Annotated in this window: 15 protein-coding genes and 1 pseudogene; 7 read left to right on the top strand and 9 right to left on the bottom strand. The window is 71.3% G+C overall.

Annotated elements, in window-relative coordinates; all coding sequences use genetic code 11:
- The first annotated feature begins 33 nt into the window (after positions 1 to 33).
- Both AMK21_RS19020 and AMK21_RS19015 read left to right on the top strand, forming a co-directional pair.
- The gene (locus tag AMK21_RS19020) at positions 34 to 912 is read left to right on the top strand and encodes an alpha/beta fold hydrolase (RefSeq protein ID WP_073879460.1); all 879 of its coding nucleotides are present in this window, start codon (positions 34 to 36) and stop codon (positions 910 to 912) included.
- Positions 913 to 1,312: 400 nt separating this feature from the next.
- Positions 1,313 to 2,845, top strand: coding sequence for an alanine/glycine:cation symporter family protein (locus AMK21_RS19015; protein ID WP_073879458.1), 1,533 nt, complete (start codon positions 1,313 to 1,315; stop codon positions 2,843 to 2,845).
- Positions 2,846 to 2,920: 75 nt separating this feature from the next.
- Here the strand turns inward: AMK21_RS19015 and AMK21_RS19010 are convergent.
- Positions 2,921 to 3,399, bottom strand: a pseudogene (locus AMK21_RS19010) (EamA family transporter); the annotation flags it as partial.
- Positions 3,400 to 3,559: 160 nt separating this feature from the next.
- A complete protein-coding gene (locus AMK21_RS19005; RefSeq protein ID WP_079181203.1) occupies positions 3,560 to 5,206 on the bottom strand; it encodes a penicillin-binding transpeptidase domain-containing protein in 1,647 nt (548 codons plus the stop codon).
- A gap of 332 nt (positions 5,207 to 5,538) precedes the next feature.
- Here AMK21_RS19005 and AMK21_RS19000 point away from each other — a divergent pair, with 332 nt between their 5' ends.
- On the top strand, positions 5,539 to 5,754 hold the full coding sequence (locus tag AMK21_RS19000) for a hypothetical protein (protein ID WP_073879456.1): 216 nt from the start codon (positions 5,539 to 5,541) through the stop codon (positions 5,752 to 5,754).
- A gap of 226 nt (positions 5,755 to 5,980) precedes the next feature.
- Entirely contained in the window at positions 5,981 to 6,136 is a 156-nt protein-coding gene (locus tag AMK21_RS34365) for a hypothetical protein (protein ID WP_107429945.1), read from the top strand.
- A 12-nt stretch (positions 6,137 to 6,148) separates the two neighbouring features.
- Here the strand turns inward: AMK21_RS34365 and AMK21_RS37130 are convergent, their stop codons facing one another.
- Both AMK21_RS37130 and AMK21_RS18995 read right to left on the bottom strand, forming a co-directional pair.
- On the bottom strand, positions 6,149 to 6,418 hold the full coding sequence (locus AMK21_RS37130; protein ID WP_420712515.1) for a DUF7677 family protein: 270 nt from the start codon (positions 6,416 to 6,418) through the stop codon (positions 6,149 to 6,151).
- Between the two features lie 161 nt (positions 6,419 to 6,579).
- Positions 6,580 to 8,346: a dolichyl-phosphate-mannose--protein mannosyltransferase gene (locus AMK21_RS18995; RefSeq protein WP_073879454.1), complete on the bottom strand. Its 1,767-nt coding sequence runs from the start codon at positions 8,344 to 8,346 to the stop codon at positions 6,580 to 6,582.
- Positions 8,347 to 8,399: 53 nt separating this feature from the next.
- On the opposite strand from AMK21_RS18995, the gene rsmI reads away from it, so the two are divergent.
- Positions 8,400 to 9,281 (top strand): 16S rRNA (cytidine(1402)-2'-O)-methyltransferase, encoded by an 882-nt coding sequence (rsmI, locus tag AMK21_RS18990; protein ID WP_199863233.1) that lies wholly within the window; start codon positions 8,400 to 8,402, stop codon positions 9,279 to 9,281.
- A gap of 12 nt (positions 9,282 to 9,293) precedes the next feature.
- Here the strand turns inward: rsmI and AMK21_RS18985 are convergent, their stop codons facing one another.
- The 5 genes from AMK21_RS18985 to AMK21_RS35450 are packed head-to-tail and all read right to left on the bottom strand — an operon-like array spanning position 9,294 to position 13,341.
- Entirely contained in the window at positions 9,294 to 10,391 is a 1,098-nt protein-coding gene (locus tag AMK21_RS18985) for a serine hydrolase domain-containing protein (protein WP_073879450.1), read from the bottom strand.
- A complete protein-coding gene (locus AMK21_RS18980) occupies positions 10,388 to 11,326 on the bottom strand; it encodes a DUF6895 family protein (protein ID WP_073879448.1) in 939 nt (312 codons plus the stop codon). Before AMK21_RS18980 ends, AMK21_RS18985 begins: the two co-directional genes overlap by 4 nt.
- Complete coding sequence (locus AMK21_RS18975; RefSeq protein WP_073879446.1) at positions 11,323 to 12,414, bottom strand: DUF6895 family protein; 1,092 nt, start codon at positions 12,412 to 12,414, stop codon at positions 11,323 to 11,325. The genes AMK21_RS18980 and AMK21_RS18975 overlap by 4 nt, the downstream gene beginning before the upstream one ends.
- Positions 12,411 to 13,154 carry a hypothetical protein gene (locus AMK21_RS18970; protein WP_073879444.1) on the bottom strand — a complete coding sequence of 248 codons (744 nt, stop codon included), beginning with the start codon at positions 13,152 to 13,154 and terminating at the stop codon, positions 12,411 to 12,413. Before AMK21_RS18970 ends, AMK21_RS18975 begins: the two co-directional genes overlap by 4 nt.
- 10 nt (positions 13,155 to 13,164) lie before the next feature.
- Entirely contained in the window at positions 13,165 to 13,341 is a 177-nt protein-coding gene (locus tag AMK21_RS35450; protein WP_199863232.1) for a hypothetical protein, read from the bottom strand.
- Between the two features lie 510 nt (positions 13,342 to 13,851).
- Here AMK21_RS35450 and AMK21_RS18965 point away from each other — a divergent pair.
- Positions 13,852 to 14,244 carry a hypothetical protein gene (locus AMK21_RS18965; RefSeq protein WP_073879442.1) on the top strand — a complete coding sequence of 131 codons (393 nt, stop codon included), beginning with the start codon at positions 13,852 to 13,854 and terminating at the stop codon, positions 14,242 to 14,244.
- Between the two features lie 102 nt (positions 14,245 to 14,346).
- Positions 14,347 to 15,213 carry a TatD family hydrolase gene (locus AMK21_RS18960; protein ID WP_073879440.1) on the top strand — a complete coding sequence of 289 codons (867 nt, stop codon included), beginning with the start codon at positions 14,347 to 14,349 and terminating at the stop codon, positions 15,211 to 15,213.
- Positions 15,214 to 15,254 lie beyond the last annotated feature (41 nt).

The following is a 15,254-nucleotide window of genomic DNA, read 5'->3' as shown; positions in this document are numbered from 1 at the left end:
TCACCCGATGCCTACGACGACAAGGACGTTCACGTGACCTCGGTGTACAAAGACGCGAAGGCACAACGGGAGGTGCGGCGCTGGTGTGAGGGCCGGATCGCGGACTGGGGTGTACCTCATGTCCGTGGCGAGGTCGTCACGTCGGCAGGAGTCACCAGCTTCGTGAGGGCGGGGGACGAGCCGCGCGAGGGGGAGCCGGGTGTCGTGCTGCTGCCGGGGACGAACATGAACGCCGCCCTGTGCCTGCCTCTGGTGGGGGCGCTGGCCCGTGGACGGCGCGTGACCGTACTCGACCTGCCCGGTCAGCCGGGGCTCAGCGCGGGTGGACGGCCTCGCGTCCGGCGCATGGCCTGGTACGGGCAGTGGCTGAGCGAGGCCCTGGAGTCGGCCGCTCCCGGGCCGGCCGTGGTGGTGGGACATTCCCTGGGAGGAGCGGTCGCGCTCGCCTGCGGTTCCCCGCAGATCGTCGGCCGGGTACTGCTCTCCAGCGCCGGCATCACGTGGCTGAGGGTTCCCGCCCCCCTCCTGGCCGCGACCGTCCCCTGGCTCCTGCGGCCCTCCGTCCCCCGGTCGACGGCGTTGCTGCGCCGCATGGCGGCTCCGGGGGGCGGGGAGGTACCCGACCACCTCAGTACGTGGATGGACCTGGTCGCACGCTGCTGCCGCACCAGCCTCGCCCCGCCCCCGCTGCCATCGGGTCTCCTCGAACAGCGTCGTCCCATACCTGCGCTGGTCGTCGCAGGGCGGTTCGACCCCTTTCTGCCCCCGCGCGCCCTGGGCCCGTCCGCGCGGCGTCGCCTGGGAGCGGAGTTCCGGGTGATGGAGGGCGCGGGCCACCTTCTGCTCGACGAGGCGCCGGATGCGGTCCCCGCCCTGGTGGAGGAGTTCTGCGCGGCTTTCGCGGCGGGCTGAGACGCCGGGTCCCCGCGTGCGCCCGGCGACAGAGGCCGCGACCGTAGCTCGCGTCCGTGGCGGTACACCGATAGGTGTCCGATAAACACACCTGGGAATTCGCATAACGATGAAGTCACCTACCCAGCATCTTCACTCACATAATCGCCAATTGTGACCTACGTCACTAAAGATGCGGTAAACGGCGTGGTACAAATGCCCAACTTCGCAGACGGAACCCCCGTCCAGGCGGAGCGCCGGGCCCCCTCCGGCATCAGACCAGAGCGATCACCGTCGTAGTCCGCCCCATGGGACACGCGGGGGTCGCCAACCGGACAATGTCGTTCGCTCATCCCCCATCGCACACCGACCGGCGAAGGCACCCCCAGTCCGCCGTTCCCGCGTCATCGAGGTAGCCAACGTGTCACTCGACTCCATCACCCAGAACATCGACGAGTCCGTCAGCGGGTTCTTCGAGCCCATAGCCGAGTGGCTGGGCGGCATCGTCTTCTACTCCGTCAACGTCGGCGGGGCGGAGGTGCCGCTCATCGTCACCTGGCTGGTCGTGGCGGGCCTGGTCTTCACCGGCTGGTTCGGATTCGTGCAGGTGCGCAAGTTCCGCCTGGCCGTGGACGTCGTGCGCGGCAAGTACGACGACAAGGACTCGGCGGGCGAGGTCAACCACTTCCAGGCGCTGACCGCCGCCGTCTCCGGCACGGTCGGCCTCGGCAACATCGCCGGTGTGGCGGTCGCGGTCTCCATCGGCGGCGCCGGGGCCACCTTCTGGATGATCCTCTGCGGCCTCCTCGGCATGGCCACCAAGTTCGTCGAGGTCACCCTCGGTGTGAAGTACCGCGAGGTCCACGCCGACGGCACCGTCTCCGGCGGACCGATGCACTACCTGCCCAAGGGGCTGGCCGAGCGCTTCGGGAAGAACGGCAAGAGCCTCGGCAAGGTGCTCGCCGTCCTCGCCTCGATCATGATCCTGTTCTTCGGCCTCTTCGGCGGCAACCTGTTCCAGGTCAACCAGTCCTACGCCCAGCTCGTCTCCGTCACCGGCGGCGAGAGCGGGGCCATGGGCTCCTCCGCGGGCGCCATCTTCTTCGGCATCCTCGTGGCCGCGCTCGTCGGCATCGTGCTCCTCGGCGGCATCCGCTCCATCGCCCAGGTCACCAGCCGGCTCATCCCCGCGATGGCCGGCCTCTACATCGCCGCGTGTCTCGTGGTCATCCTGGTCAACGTCACCGCCGTACCCGCCGCGATCGGCACGATCATCGAGGGCGCGTTCAACCCCCAGGGTGTCGCGGGCGGTGTGCTCGGTGCGCTGATCATCGGGTTCAAGCGGGCCGCGTTCTCCAACGAGGCCGGTCTCGGTTCGGCGCCGATCGCCCACGCCGCGGTGAAGACCAAGCACCCCGCCAGTGAGGGCCTGGTCGCCCTGCTGGAGCCGTTCATCGACACGGTCGTCGTCTGCACCATGACCGCGCTGACCATCGTCATCGCCAACCCGGCCAGCTGGGGCGAGGCCCGCGCCGGTGAGTCCATCGGCGGCGTGACGATCACCTCGGACGCGTTCGCGACCGTGCTGCCCTGGTTCCCGTACGTCCTGACCGTCGCGGTGATCCTCTTCGCCTTCTCCACGGTGCTCACCTGGGGCTACTACGGCCTCAAGGCCTGGACGTACCTCTTCGGCCGCAGCCGCACCAGCGAGACCGTCTACAAGTCCCTCTACACCCTGTTCGCCGTCGCCGGGTCCCTGCTCACCCTGCAGACCCTCATCGACCTGGCCGACGCGGTCCTCTTCACCCTCGCCGTCATCAACATCGTCGGTCTCTACCTCCTCGCCCCCGTGGTCAAGCGCGAGCTCAACAGCTTCCTCGAGTACGTGAAGGTCCGGAAGGCCGGCGGAACGGACGGGGACAAGGACCCGGAGCTGTCGAAGACGTCCGTCTGAGACGGAGACGTCGGCCTGAGCCGGATACCTCCTGATGCCCTTCGCCCCCGCCGTGTCCGGCGGGGGCGAAGGGCATCAGCTCGTCGTGTGCGGCATCATCCCGATGCCCACCACCATCAGCCCCGCCGCCGCGATCCTCGGCGCCCCGAAGCGCTCCTTGAAGAACAGCGTGCCGATCGCCGCGCCCACGATGATCGACGACTCCCGAAGTGCGGCGATCGGAGCGAGCCGGGCTCTGGTCTGGGCCCAGAGGACCAGCCCGTGCGCGACCACCGAGAGCGCCGCGCCGAGCAGGCCCCGTACCGCGAACGGCCGCAGCTGCGCGGCCGGTCCGGCGCGGTGGCGGTAGTACGCGTACGCCGGGATCGCCAGGCCCTCAAGGATCATCAGCCAGGCCACGTAACCGAGCGACGTGCCGGAGGCGCGCACCCCGACGCCGTCGACCGTCGTGTACCCGGCGATGGCCAGGCCCGTGCCGAGGGCCGCCACGATCGCGAGCCGGTGCGGGCGCTTGCCGGAGCCCCGGACGCCCAGAGGGCCAGCCCGACGAGGCTACGCCACGACATCCGAACTGGCCCTCGCCGTGGGCTGCTCGCTCCCCGACACCTGCCAGCAGCTGGCGATCCTGCGCGCAACCGGCCGGAGGCGACGCCCCATGGACGCGGACTCGGGCTCCTCGGTCGCGCCCCGCCCCGTACGCCGTCGGCCCGGCCCTCAGCCACCCGCTCGCAGCACCTCCGCCACCAGCGGCCCGGCCGCGTCGCCGCCGTGGCCGCCGGACTGGACTACCGCCGCCGCGGCGAGGTCGTCGCGGAAGCCGGTGAACCAGCTGTTCGGCGTCTGCCCGTCGACCTCCGCCGAACCGGTCTTGGCGCCCTTGTCGCCGCCGACGCCCGCCATGGACTTGGTGCCGGTGCCGGTGGGGCTGGTCGCGGTGTAGCGCATCATCTGCCGCAGCTGCTCGGCCACACCGGCCGGCAGCGGACGGGCGCCGGCGAACGGCCGGTCGTCCAGCGCACGGGCGATCAGGTACGGCTGCTTGAAGCCGCCGTTCTTCACCGTGGCGGTCACCGAAGCCATGTTCAGGGGGCTCATCAGCACCTTGCCCTGCCCGATGTACGAGGCCGCGGTCTCGGTCCCCGAGGACTCCGGGATGCTGCCGTCGAAGGAGGGCACACCGGTCTGCCAGTTGTCCTGGCCGAGACCGAAGTAGTCACGGGCCTCCTGGCCCAGAGCCGATCCGGCCCTGTCGCCGAGCGGTTTGATCGGCTTGATGAAGGTGCTGTTGCAGGACTGCGCGAACGCTTCTCGCAACGTGGCGTTGCTGATGGAGAAGTCCTTGAGGTTGTGGAAGGTCACCCCTGCCCACTCGACGGTGGCCGGGCACTCCACCGCGGAGTTCATGCTCCCGAGACCGTTCTGGATGATCATCGCCGCTGTCACGATCTTCATCGTGGAGCCGGGGGCCAACTGGCCGCTCATGGCCGCGTTGTAGCCGTCCTTGCGATTGTTGGCGATGGCGAGGATCGCGCCCGTGGACGGCTGGACCGCCGCCACCGAGGACTCGGCGAACCGCTTCACCGCCTGCTCGGCCGCGGCCTGGACGTCGGCGTCGAGCGTCGTCCGCACCTTGCCGGGCCTGCCCTTGGCGAGGGTCAGCAGGTTGATGTCGGCCTGCCCGTCCTCGGCGGGGTCGATCCAGGTCTCGACGCCGGGCGAACCGCCCGCGGATTCCCCGTACTTCTGGCGCAGGGTGTCCAGGATCGTCCCCAGGGAGGGGTGCTTCTCCTTGGTGAGCACCGTGCCGTTGCGGTCGACGGCTTCGATGGCCGCCGTCGACGACTCACCGGTCTTCAGCGTCGCGCCGTCGGTCAACTGCGGGTGTACGACGGCGGGTTCCCAGTCGACCAGGGCCTTCCCGGTCGTCAGTCCGCGTACGACGGTGAGCTCGGAGGCGTACGACAGGGGCTTGGTCTTCCCCCCGTACGAGACGGTGGCCTTGACGGTGTAGGGCACCGTCGTGCCGACGGCAGCCCCCGGGGTGATCTTCACCTTGCCGATGTGGGCGTCCTCGCCGTACGAGGCGAGTACGGGCTCCGCGTCGGCCTCGTTGTTGGTGAGCAGGGCCGCGGTCGCGGCGTCCCCCGAGGCCCAGGCGTCGAAGAAGCTCTTCGACGTCTCGGCTATCTCCTCCGCGCTCGGCGGCCCTGTCTTCACCTCGGGCGTCGCGTTCCGGGAGGCGACCTTGCCGCCGTCTCCGCCCTCGTCGCTCCCGAGCACGCTGTAGGCCCCGTAGCCGATGCCGCCGGCCGCCAGGACGAACACTCCGCCGACCACGGCGACCTTCGCTCCACTGCGCATCTGTGCAGTCCCCCTCCCAGGAGTGCCCCCGAACACGTTCAAGGGGCAACTGTGAGGAACCCTAAGGGGTTGGTGCGGTGGGTGAGGGTGTTGTTACCGGACCGGAACGCTTGGCTGGAAAGCGCTCTCTGTATGTGCTCTCCCGAATGTGTCGGTGGAGCCAGGCCCTCCGTTGCCGGGAGCGGGCAGCCGGATCGTCCCCGGTATGCCGACATCAGCACATGAGGGCAGTCGAGCCCTACCCTGCTCATCTGCAGGGGGTACGGGGCGCGGTCCCGGTGGGGGATGCGCCGCACCGTCACCGTCACCGACACGGACGGAAGCGGGCGCGGATGTCGGGAAGCGTGGACGGTACGACGGACGCGGGAGCGTCCGGTGTGGACCGGCAGAAGCCGGCCGCGACCACCTTGGGGTCGCGTGCGTCCCTGGTGATCGGCGGCGGTAGGCAGTCGGTCGGCGCCTCGCTGGCGGTCCGGTACCAGGCGGACGACCCCCAGGTGGCGGCCCGATTCTCCTGGCCCGGCAGCGGCGCGCGGAGAGCTCCATGACCTCGACACGACCGGTGGCCGAAGCCTGATCGACGAGGGCCTGCGCACGGCCGGGGAACAAATTTCCGCTGGGGTGAGTGAACGAAGAATTGCCGGGCACTAGGACCAACGCAACGAGGTCCTGGCGACCAATCGGAGCCGGGACATACCGGTGGGGTGAACTGAGGCCGTTGTGAAGTTAGGCGCACACGCGCCTAAGAACCGAACTTGACGATGGGAACTGAAAATGATCCTCCTTGGACTTCTTCTGCTTATTATCGGCCTGCTTGTCGGCATGGGCCTGCTGACCACGATCGGCAGTATTCTCATCGTCGTGGGCGCGGTCCTGTGGATCCTGGGTGCGACCGGCCGCGCGGTCGGCGGACGCAAGCACTTCTTCTAACCGCCGGAGTTGTTAGAGGGAGCCAGGAAGCCTGTTGACGCAACAGAATCCTGAGCGTGCGGGCGGGCCGCGACGAATCTTCGTCGCGGCCCGCCCGCACGTCGTGCGACCGTCGGCTCGATGGAGCTCCGTCTCCCACGGCTCGAACGGAAGGTCCACTACGTAGCTGGGGTCCTGGCGCGCACGAATCCATTGTGCGACGCGGAATTGGGCGTCGCCTTCGTTCACCGTCCGGCCCTGCTCGTCGACCTCAAGAACGTTACTGAAGACCGCGAAGACCATTTCCAGGTCTGACCGTGCTGAAGCGCGTCCCAGTAGTCGAACCCGAGCAGGTCCACGTCCAACGTGCCGTCGCGGAGATGGAACGCGAACAGACGGAATGCCGCTCGTACGTCGGTCGGTGCGTCACGGATACATCATGCGGGAGGTCGGTGCAGTAGGCCCTACACCCACGTGTCCAGCCACATCCGGTCCCGCCACAGGTCCTCCGGGATCGACGTCCCGGTGAACAGCGGCCAGAAGTAGATGAAGTTCCAGATGATCAGGAGCACCAGCACGCCCGCCGCGATCGCGCCCAGGGTGCGGCGGCGTTCGCCCGTCGGGTCATTGCTCGTGAGGCCCAGGTCGGCGCGGGCGCCCGTGCCCGCCGCCGGGCCCACGATCGCGCCCAGCAGCATCGTGACCGCCAGGCAGAGGAACGGGACGAACACCACCGCGTAGAAGAGGAAGATCGTGCGCTCCTGGTAGAAGAACCAGGGCACCCAGCCCGCCGCCACGCCGCAGGCGATCGCGCCGGCCCGCCAGTCGCGGCGGAAGAGCCAGCGCCACACCACGTACGCGAGGGCGAAGCACGCCAGCCACCAGAGCAGCGGGGTGCCGATGGCCAGGACCTCGGCGGCGCACTTGCCCGTGGACGACTCCTTGCAGCCCGTCTGCTCCTCGTAGAAGTACGAGACGGGGCGGCCCAGGACCAGCCAGCTCCAGGGGTTCGACTCGTAGGTGTGGCCCGAGGTCAGGCCGACGTGGAAGTCGTACACCTGGTTCTCGTAGTGCCACAGGCTCCGCAGCCAGTCCGGGAGCCAGCTCCAGGACGAGCCCTTGCCTTCCGTGGCCGCCCAGTTGCGGTAGTAGCCCTTGTCCGTGACGATCCAGCCGGTCCACGAGACCACGTACGTCACGATCGCCACCGGGACCGTGGAGAAGAACGCGGGGATCAGGTCCCGGCGCAGTACCGCCCTGTACGGCCGTGCCGCGCCTGCCGTGCGGCGCGCTCCCACGTCCCACAACACCGTCATGAGGCCGAACGCGGCCAGCACGTAGAGGCCGTTCCACTTCGTGGCGAAGGCCAGGCCCAGCAGCACGCCCGCGCCCAGCCGCCACGGCCGCCGGCCCAGGCGCAGCGTCTCCGCGATCCGGGCGTCCGGGCGCAGCACCCCCTCCTCGTCCACCGGCAGGGCAGCGGCCAGTCGGCGGCGGGAGCGGTCCCGGTCCACCGCCAGGCAGCCGAACGCCGCCAGCACGAAGAACATCACGATCAGGTCCAGCAGCGCGGTCCGGCTCATCACGAAGTGCAGCCCGTCCACCGCGAGCAGCAGCCCCGCCAGGCAGCCCAGGAACGTCGAGCGGAACAGCCGCCGGCCGATCCGGCACAGGAGGAGGACGGAGACCGTGCCCAGCACCGCCACCATGAAGCGCCAGCCGAACGGAGTGAAGCCGAACAGCTGCTCGCCGAACCCGATGATCCACTTGCCCACCGGCGGGTGCACCACATAGCCCGGGTCGGTCGGGACCGGGACGGAGGACGGGTCCTTGAGGATCAGCTTGTCGACGTCCTTGGGCCACGACCCCTCGTACCCCTGGTTGACCAGCGCCCACGCGTCCTTCGCGTAATACGTCTCGTCGAATATCACCGCGTTCGGCTGGTCCAGCCGCCAGAAGCGCAGTAGGCCCGCGACCAGGGTCACCAGCAGCGGGCCGCCCCAGGCCGACCATCGCACCAGCCGGTCGGCCACGTGCGGGGGGACCGCGAGCACCGGCCACACCTGCCGTCCCGGCCGGGTGTACGGCGGGTCCAGCCGGTCGCGGAGAGGGGTCTCCGGCCGGGGAACATGGCCGAAGCGGCGCAGCCGCCGTTGCCAGGAGGTCGGCTGTTCGCCGAGCGGGTCCCCGGCGTCTTGGCCCCGCTGGGTCTCGGGTGCGGTACTCGTCACCGCGCCATCGTAGGGAACGCATCTGTGCGAAGGGTGCTGCGCGTGCTGCGAGGATGGCTGATGTGACTGGAACGACTGGAACGCTCGTGCTCGCAGGGACCCCCATCGGTGACGTGGCGGACGCCCCGCCACGCCTGGCCGCCGAACTGGAGCGGGCCGACGTCGTCGCCGCCGAGGACACCCGGCGGCTGCGCCGACTCACCCAGGCGCTCGGCATCCACACCTCGGGGCGTGTCGTCTCCTACTTCGAGGGGAACGAGTCCGCCCGTACGCCGGAACTCGTGGAAGCTCTTGTCGGTGGGGCACGGGTGCTGCTGGTCACCGATGCCGGGATGCCGTCCGTCTCCGACCCCGGCTACCGGCTCGTCGCCGCCGCCGTCGAGAAGGACATCCGCGTCACCGCCGTACCGGGGCCGTCCGCCGTACTCACCGCTCTTGCTCTCTCCGGGCTGCCCGTCGACCGCTTCTGCTTCGAGGGGTTCCTCCCGCGCAAGGCCGGTGAGCGGCTCTCCAAGCTCCGCGAGAACGCCGACGAGCGGCGCACCATGGTCTTCTTCGAAGCGCCCCACCGGCTCGACGACACCCTCGCCGCCATGGCCGAGGTCTTCGGCGCCGAGCGGCGCGCCGCCGTGTGCCGTGAGCTGACCAAGACGTACGAGGAGGTCAAGCGCGGTCCGCTCGGTGAGCTGGCCGTGTGGGCCGCCGAGGGCGTACGCGGGGAGATCACCGTCGTCGTGGAGGGTGCCACCGACTCCGGCGACGAGGGGCTGGACGCCGAGGAGCTCGTACGGCGCGTGCGCGTGCGCGAGGAGGCGGGGGAGCGGCGCAAGGAGGCCATCGCCGCTGTCGCCGCCGCCGCCGGGGTGCCCAAGCGGGAGGTGTTCGACGCGGTGGTGGCCGCCAAGAACGCGGAGAAGGCCCCGCCCAAGCCTTAGCCGTCGGCGTACTTACGGCGTTTCCGTCAGCAGTCCGTACGCCGTCGCCACGAACGTGTCCGCCCGGTGCACCCGCCGCGTCGCCGTCGCCACCACCGCCAGGCCCGTCCCGGGGCGGAAGCCGAGGAACGCCTGCTGGCCCAGGGTCGCTCCCGCGTGGAAGAGGACAGGGCCGTACGGGGACGGGTGCTGGAACCACGTCAGCGTGTGGGTGTGCGCGTGCCGCCAGCCGCGCCGCAGCACCGGGCGGGTCACCTCCGCGAGCGCGACGGCCAGGGTCGGGTCGGTCGGGGAGCCCGAAGCGCCGGCCGCCATTCCCACATCCGCTCCTGGCGCCACCCCCACATGCGCCTCCAGGAACGTCAGCAGGTCCAGCGGTGACGATCGGAGCGCTCCCGCCGCCGTGAAGCCGCCCGTGTCCAGCGCCGGCAGCGGGGTGCCGTCGCGGCGGTGGCCCGTGGCGTCGGTGCCGTCCGGGCCCGGGCGCAGCAGCGTGGCCTCCAGGCCCAGCGGGGCCAGGACCTGCTGGTGCAGCAGCACCTCCCACGGGGTTCCGGTGGCGGCGGCCAGGGTGTGGCCGAGGACGGAGACCGCGAAGTTCGAGTAGTGCCAGCGCGTGCCGGGGTGGTGGCGCGGGCGGGCGCGGAGGAAGGCCCGGACCACCCGGTCCGCCGGGTAGTTGCCGTACGGGTCCGTCGACCAGCGCGGCACCGCCCGCGGGTAGAAGTCGGCGGGCAGGCCCGGCAGCCCCGACGTGTGGGTCAGCAGATGGCGCAGCGTGATCCGCCGCACCGCCGGGTGGACCGGGAGGCCCGGGGCCAGCAGGTCCGCCGCCCGGTCCTCGTACCGTACCCGGCCCTGTGCCACCAGCCGGGCCAGCAGCAGCCCCGCGAACGGCTTGGACGCCGAGCCCAGTTCGTGGTGCAGGCGCTCGCGGGCGACCGGGCCCGGCTCCGCGCTGCCGCCGGTGTGGACCGTACGGACTGCGCTCCGGCTCATCGCGAGCACCACGTCCGGGGCGTCGATCCGCCCGGCCGCCTCGGCCAGAAGGCGGGCGGTGGTGGCCGAGGAGCCGTTGGCCGTCACCGGCGCCGCCGTCACGTCCGTCATGCCGGAGCCGGTTCGGCGCTCAGGTCGGACAGCGCGCGGGACATCGCCAGCGCCGAGGCGAACGCGGCGACCAGCGTCGGGTGGTAGACCAGGTCGAACACCGACTCCTCGTCGCCCTCCGGCATCCCGCCCACCACCGGCATCGCCCCGTCCGGCTGCTGCGCCTGCGCGAACCCCTGCCAGGCCGCCGTGTCCAGCGTCGGGGAGGGCAGGCACGCGTCCACCACCAGCAACTCGCCCAGCAGGTCCCAGCGCTTCAGGTCGAGCCAGTCGTCCAGCCAGGCCGGAAGCCAGAGTTCCAGGTACTCGGCGATGTCGACGGGGAGGTCCGCCGGCTTCTCGCCCCAGTCCGTCAGGTGGAAGACCGTGTGCGTGATGTCGTAGCCGATGTGCCCCTCGACCGTCCACGGCTCGGGCCGCCGCGCCAGCCAGGTGTGCGCCAGCGCCGCCGTCTCCGGAACGCTCGGTTCCACTCCGAACCGCCGCTCGATCGCGCTCAGCCCCAGCCGCCGCACCGGCAGCACCTCCAGCCCCGCCCAGCTGGCCAGGCGGTGGTTGAGGCGGATCGCGGACTCCAGGTCCGGCTGCCGGTAGCCCAGCTCCCGGAAGGGTACGTAGACCTCCAGCGGCACCGGCGAGAGCGGTTCGCGCCGCTGGCCCTCCAGCAGCCGGGTCCCGGAGCCCAGCAGCTCGTGCCAGGCGTGGTCCAGGAGCTTGTGGGCGAGCGCCGACTGCTGCGAGCCCGCCACGCCCTCGCGGAAGATGACCTTGCCGATCAGCGCCAGCTCGCCCAGCGGCTTGAACCGGTCCAGCATCCCCGCCTCCGGGGCCGGGTCGGTCTCCAGACGGAACCCTTCGCGGTGCTCGTACAGCCAGCCCAGGGCCTTCGCCCCGACGTCGTGGATCTGCTGGATGCCGGTGTTTCCGCTGGTCATGGGGTGTGCCCTTCCCGGCCGGGAGTCGTCTTGTCCGTCCGCCGCAACGACCGCGAGGAGAGAGCCGCAGCGAAGGCCGTGACGAGCGTGGAGTGGTAGCAGTCGATGAAGGGATACGGGTCCGGCGCGTCCTCGTGGACCGGTACGCCGGTCTCCGGCACGCAGCCGGTGGAGTGCTGGACGTCGGCCAGCACCGGCCACACCGCGTCCAGCAGCTCCAGCGGCGCCGGGCCCGGCAGCGAGGCGCCGACCGCCAGCAGCTCGCCCGTGAGGTCCCACTGGCCGCTCTCCAGGCAGCCGTCGGCCCACGCGGGCAGCCAGGTACGCAGGTACGCGTCCGTCTTCTCCGGCACCCGGTCGGGCATCCGGCCCCAGTCGGTGAGGTGGAAGACGGTGTGGGTCAGCGCGTAGCCGGACGGGCCCTCGAACGTCCACGGCTCCGACAGACCGCCCAGCCAGGTCCGGGACAGGACCCCGCCGGCGTCCGTGTGGGTCACCACTCCCACCCGACGCTCGGAGTTGATCAGCCCGAGCTGCCGGTTGGCGTGCTGCTCGGTGTGGGCCCAGGCGCGGGTCGCGGTGAGCGGGCGGGCCAGCGCCTCGAACCCCTCGTGGCGCAGCCCGTACCCGGCGAAGGCGGCGTAGATCTCGTACGGGTAGGCCGCGAAGGGCTCCGCTCGGAGCAGCTCCAGGAGCAGGGCGCCTCGGGACACCTGCTCCCAGGCGTACGTGACGAGGTCCCCGGCCACCTCGTGTTCCGGGGTGCCGGGGGCGGTGGTGGCGCGGACAGTGGAGCAGAGCTGGGCCAGTTCGCCGAGGGGTTTGAGGGTGGCGTTGACCTGGGTGCGGGGGTCCAGGACGTCGTCGGGGAGCGCGAACTCCGCCCGGTGCTCGTCGGTCCAGGCGAGGGCGGTGCGCAGGACGTGCGGGAGGACGGCGAGCGCGGCGCCGGGGGCGGCGCGGCCCCGCTGGGCCTGGCCGGGGTGTGCCGGACCGGGGTGGGCGTGGGTGGCCGGGCGGGGCGGGACACCGGGGCGGCTGCCGGGATCCGGGCGCCCCTTGGGCCCCTGCGTCGCGGTCGTCGTCATCGCGCCCTCGCCTCGGCCATCAGCCGGGCCGCCCGGACGTGCAGGGTGACACGGGGATCGTGGCCGCCCATCAGCTCGACGAAGTCCAGGCCGCGCTCCAGGCCCAGGGTCGCCGGCTCGCCGCCGATCGCCGCGAGCCAGCGGCCCGCGCCCGCCGCCTGGAGCCAGTCGCGCCGCCGCACCGCACGGACGAAGCCGCGCGAGAGGTCGACCGCCCGCGTCGCCGCGGCCCGCTGCACGGCCGAGGGGGCGGCCGGCACGGCGAGGGGGGCGAGGACCGAGAGCTGGTGGGTGAAGGACTGCCAGGGCGCCTGCTCCAGCCAGGCGGCGTCGGGCTCCTCGTACGTCCCGGCCGCGCCGGTCGCCGCGGTTGTGCTGGTCGGCCCGGTTGTGCCGGTCGTGCCCGGAGGCCGCGCCATGCGCTGGAGCGTGGAGATCATGTGCCAGTGGCTCCAGGCCGTGGCGGCCGGAGCACCGGGCTTGGGCGGGAATTCCCGTACCGCCCGGTCGAGCACGGCGACGTCCCCGGGATGCGGATGACGCCCGTACAGAACGCTCGGCAACAGCAGATCGGCACCGATCACCCGCGCGGCCGCGATTCCGGTCCGGTTCTCCTCGTCGATTCCTGCCGCGCCGCATACCGTGGCGAGGTGGTCCCCGCTCCGAAGAGCGAGGACCACCTCTGTCGCCAGGTCATGCACGGCACCCGCGAGCGGGGACGAAGCATGTGTCTGGTCCATGTTCCGACGTTCAGCCCTTCTTCGGGCGCGGGGTCGGAGGCGAAAGCAGCAGGGCGCCGCCGCCGGCGAGAAGCGCGAGGAAGGCGCACTCGCGGGAGTCGCGGTACAGACCTTCGACCTCGCCCGGGTTGAGTGCGGCGTCGAGGTCGAGCTCGATGTCGGTGGCAGTGGTGTCCGTGGTGTACATGGGTACTCCCCATCCGGTGGGAAATCGGGTTGATGTACGTACCGAGTCACGCTTGACGTACGTTCCGAGTGAAAGGGAGAAATGGGGGCGCCGCAAATCGAGGTCCGGCATCCGTGGTAATGGGGGATTCAATTGAATAGTGAATTCATGCGGCGAGCGGGTGATAAGAGGTGGGGAATTCGGGAGGTTTCGGGGGGCGGGCGGGGGTGGTGCGCGGGCGCATTCACTCCGGGTGGCGGGCGCGTCGGGGGCGCTCGGTGGTCCGCGGGTCACGGGCTGTCCTGCCCGTCGGTCACGGGCTGCCCTGTCCTCGGTCACGGGCCGGCCTGTCGCGGGCCATGCGGCGGCAAAGGGCGGCCAAAGGAGGCCAAGAACGCACCAATATCGGCTCTGAGCTGGTGCGTCCGCCCCTGCGCGGGTGTCCACTGGAAGGAACGGGCCACCTGCTCGAAACCCTCGGGCGGGTCGGCCTCCCCCGGAGTGCCTGACCGGCGGACAAGAGGAGCGGGTATGAGCGAGATCGCAGCGAGCACCGTCCATGAGGCGTACGCCTTCGCCTGCATGCGGTGCGGGTACGGCTGGGAGCAGTCCTACGAGATAGAGCACCACGTGGACGTCCACGGTCACGAGTTCGTCGTCTACAAGGCCGACGGTGAGCGTGTGCCGTCCCCGCTCTCCACGCCCACCTGTGCCAACTGCGACGGACACGTGGTGCGCATCATGCGGGCCGGCCGGGTGGCCGGTGCCCAGCAGCTCCTGCACGGCTCGCGGAGCACGAAGCCGGGCGCCCCGAGGGTCCCGGACGCCGCGGGGGTCCCGGACGCCGAGAAGGTCCCGGCCGCCCGCTCCTCCGACCGCCACTGGCGGCTGTCCGACCTGCTCCACCCCTTCCACCGCAGGTGACACGCGTGTGAGGGCCGGGTCCGGTGCCACCGGTGGCGCCTCCCCGCGCGTGGACCCCGGTCCTCGTACGCCGGTGCACCGGGCCCTCGTAGAGTCGTCCGCATGAGCCGTACCGAAGCCCCGCCGCTGCCCGAACCCCTCCGGGTCCCGGTCGCCGACTCCCACACCCACCTGGACATGCAGGACACAACCGTCGAGGAGGCCCTCGCCCGGGCCGCCGCGGTGAACGTCACGACGGTGGTCCAGGTGGGCTGTGACGTGGCCGGCTCCCGCTGGGCCGCCGAGACCGCCGCCGCCCACCCCGCCGTCCACGCCTCGGTCGCCCTGCACCCGAACGAGGCCCCGCGCATCGTCCACGGCGACCCGGACGGCACCGCGCGGCAGGGGGCCCGGGAGCCCGGCGGCAAGGCGGCGCTGGACGACGCGCTGGCGGAGATCGACGCGCTCGCCGCCCTCGACCACGTGCGCGGGGTCGGCGAGACCGGACTGGACTTCTTCCGTACGGGCCCCGAGGGCATCGCCGCCCAGGAGGAGTCGTTCCGGGCCCACATCGAGATCGCCAAGCGGCACGGCAAGGCCCTGGTCATCCACGACCGGGACGCGCACGCGGACGTCCTGCGGGTCCTTCACGACGCGGGCGCGCCCGAGCGGACCGTCTTCCACTGCTACTCCGGCGACGCCGACATGGCCCGGCTCTGCGCGCGGGCCGGGTACTTCATGTCCTTCGCCGGCAACATGACCTTCAAGAACGCCCAGCCGCTGCGCGACGCGCTCGCCGTCGCCCCCACCGAGCTGGTCCTGGTCGAGACGGACGCGCCCTTCCTCACCCCCGCCCCGTACCGCGGACGGCCCAACGCCCCCTACCTCATCCCGGTCACGCTCCGCGCCATGGCCGAGGTGAAGGGGCTGGACGAGGACACGCTGGCCGCCGCGATCTACGACAACACGGCACGCGCGTTCGACTTCTGAACCCGCATCGCACACTCTCCGCGACGGTGTGTAGTCGTGTC

It is taken from the genome of Streptomyces sp. CB00316 (assembly GCF_001905595.1).
Lineage (GTDB): Bacteria > Actinomycetota > Actinomycetes > Streptomycetales > Streptomycetaceae > Streptomyces.
The sequence above is the reverse complement of the archived record's forward strand: the minus strand, read 5'-3'. Positions and strand labels throughout refer to the sequence as shown.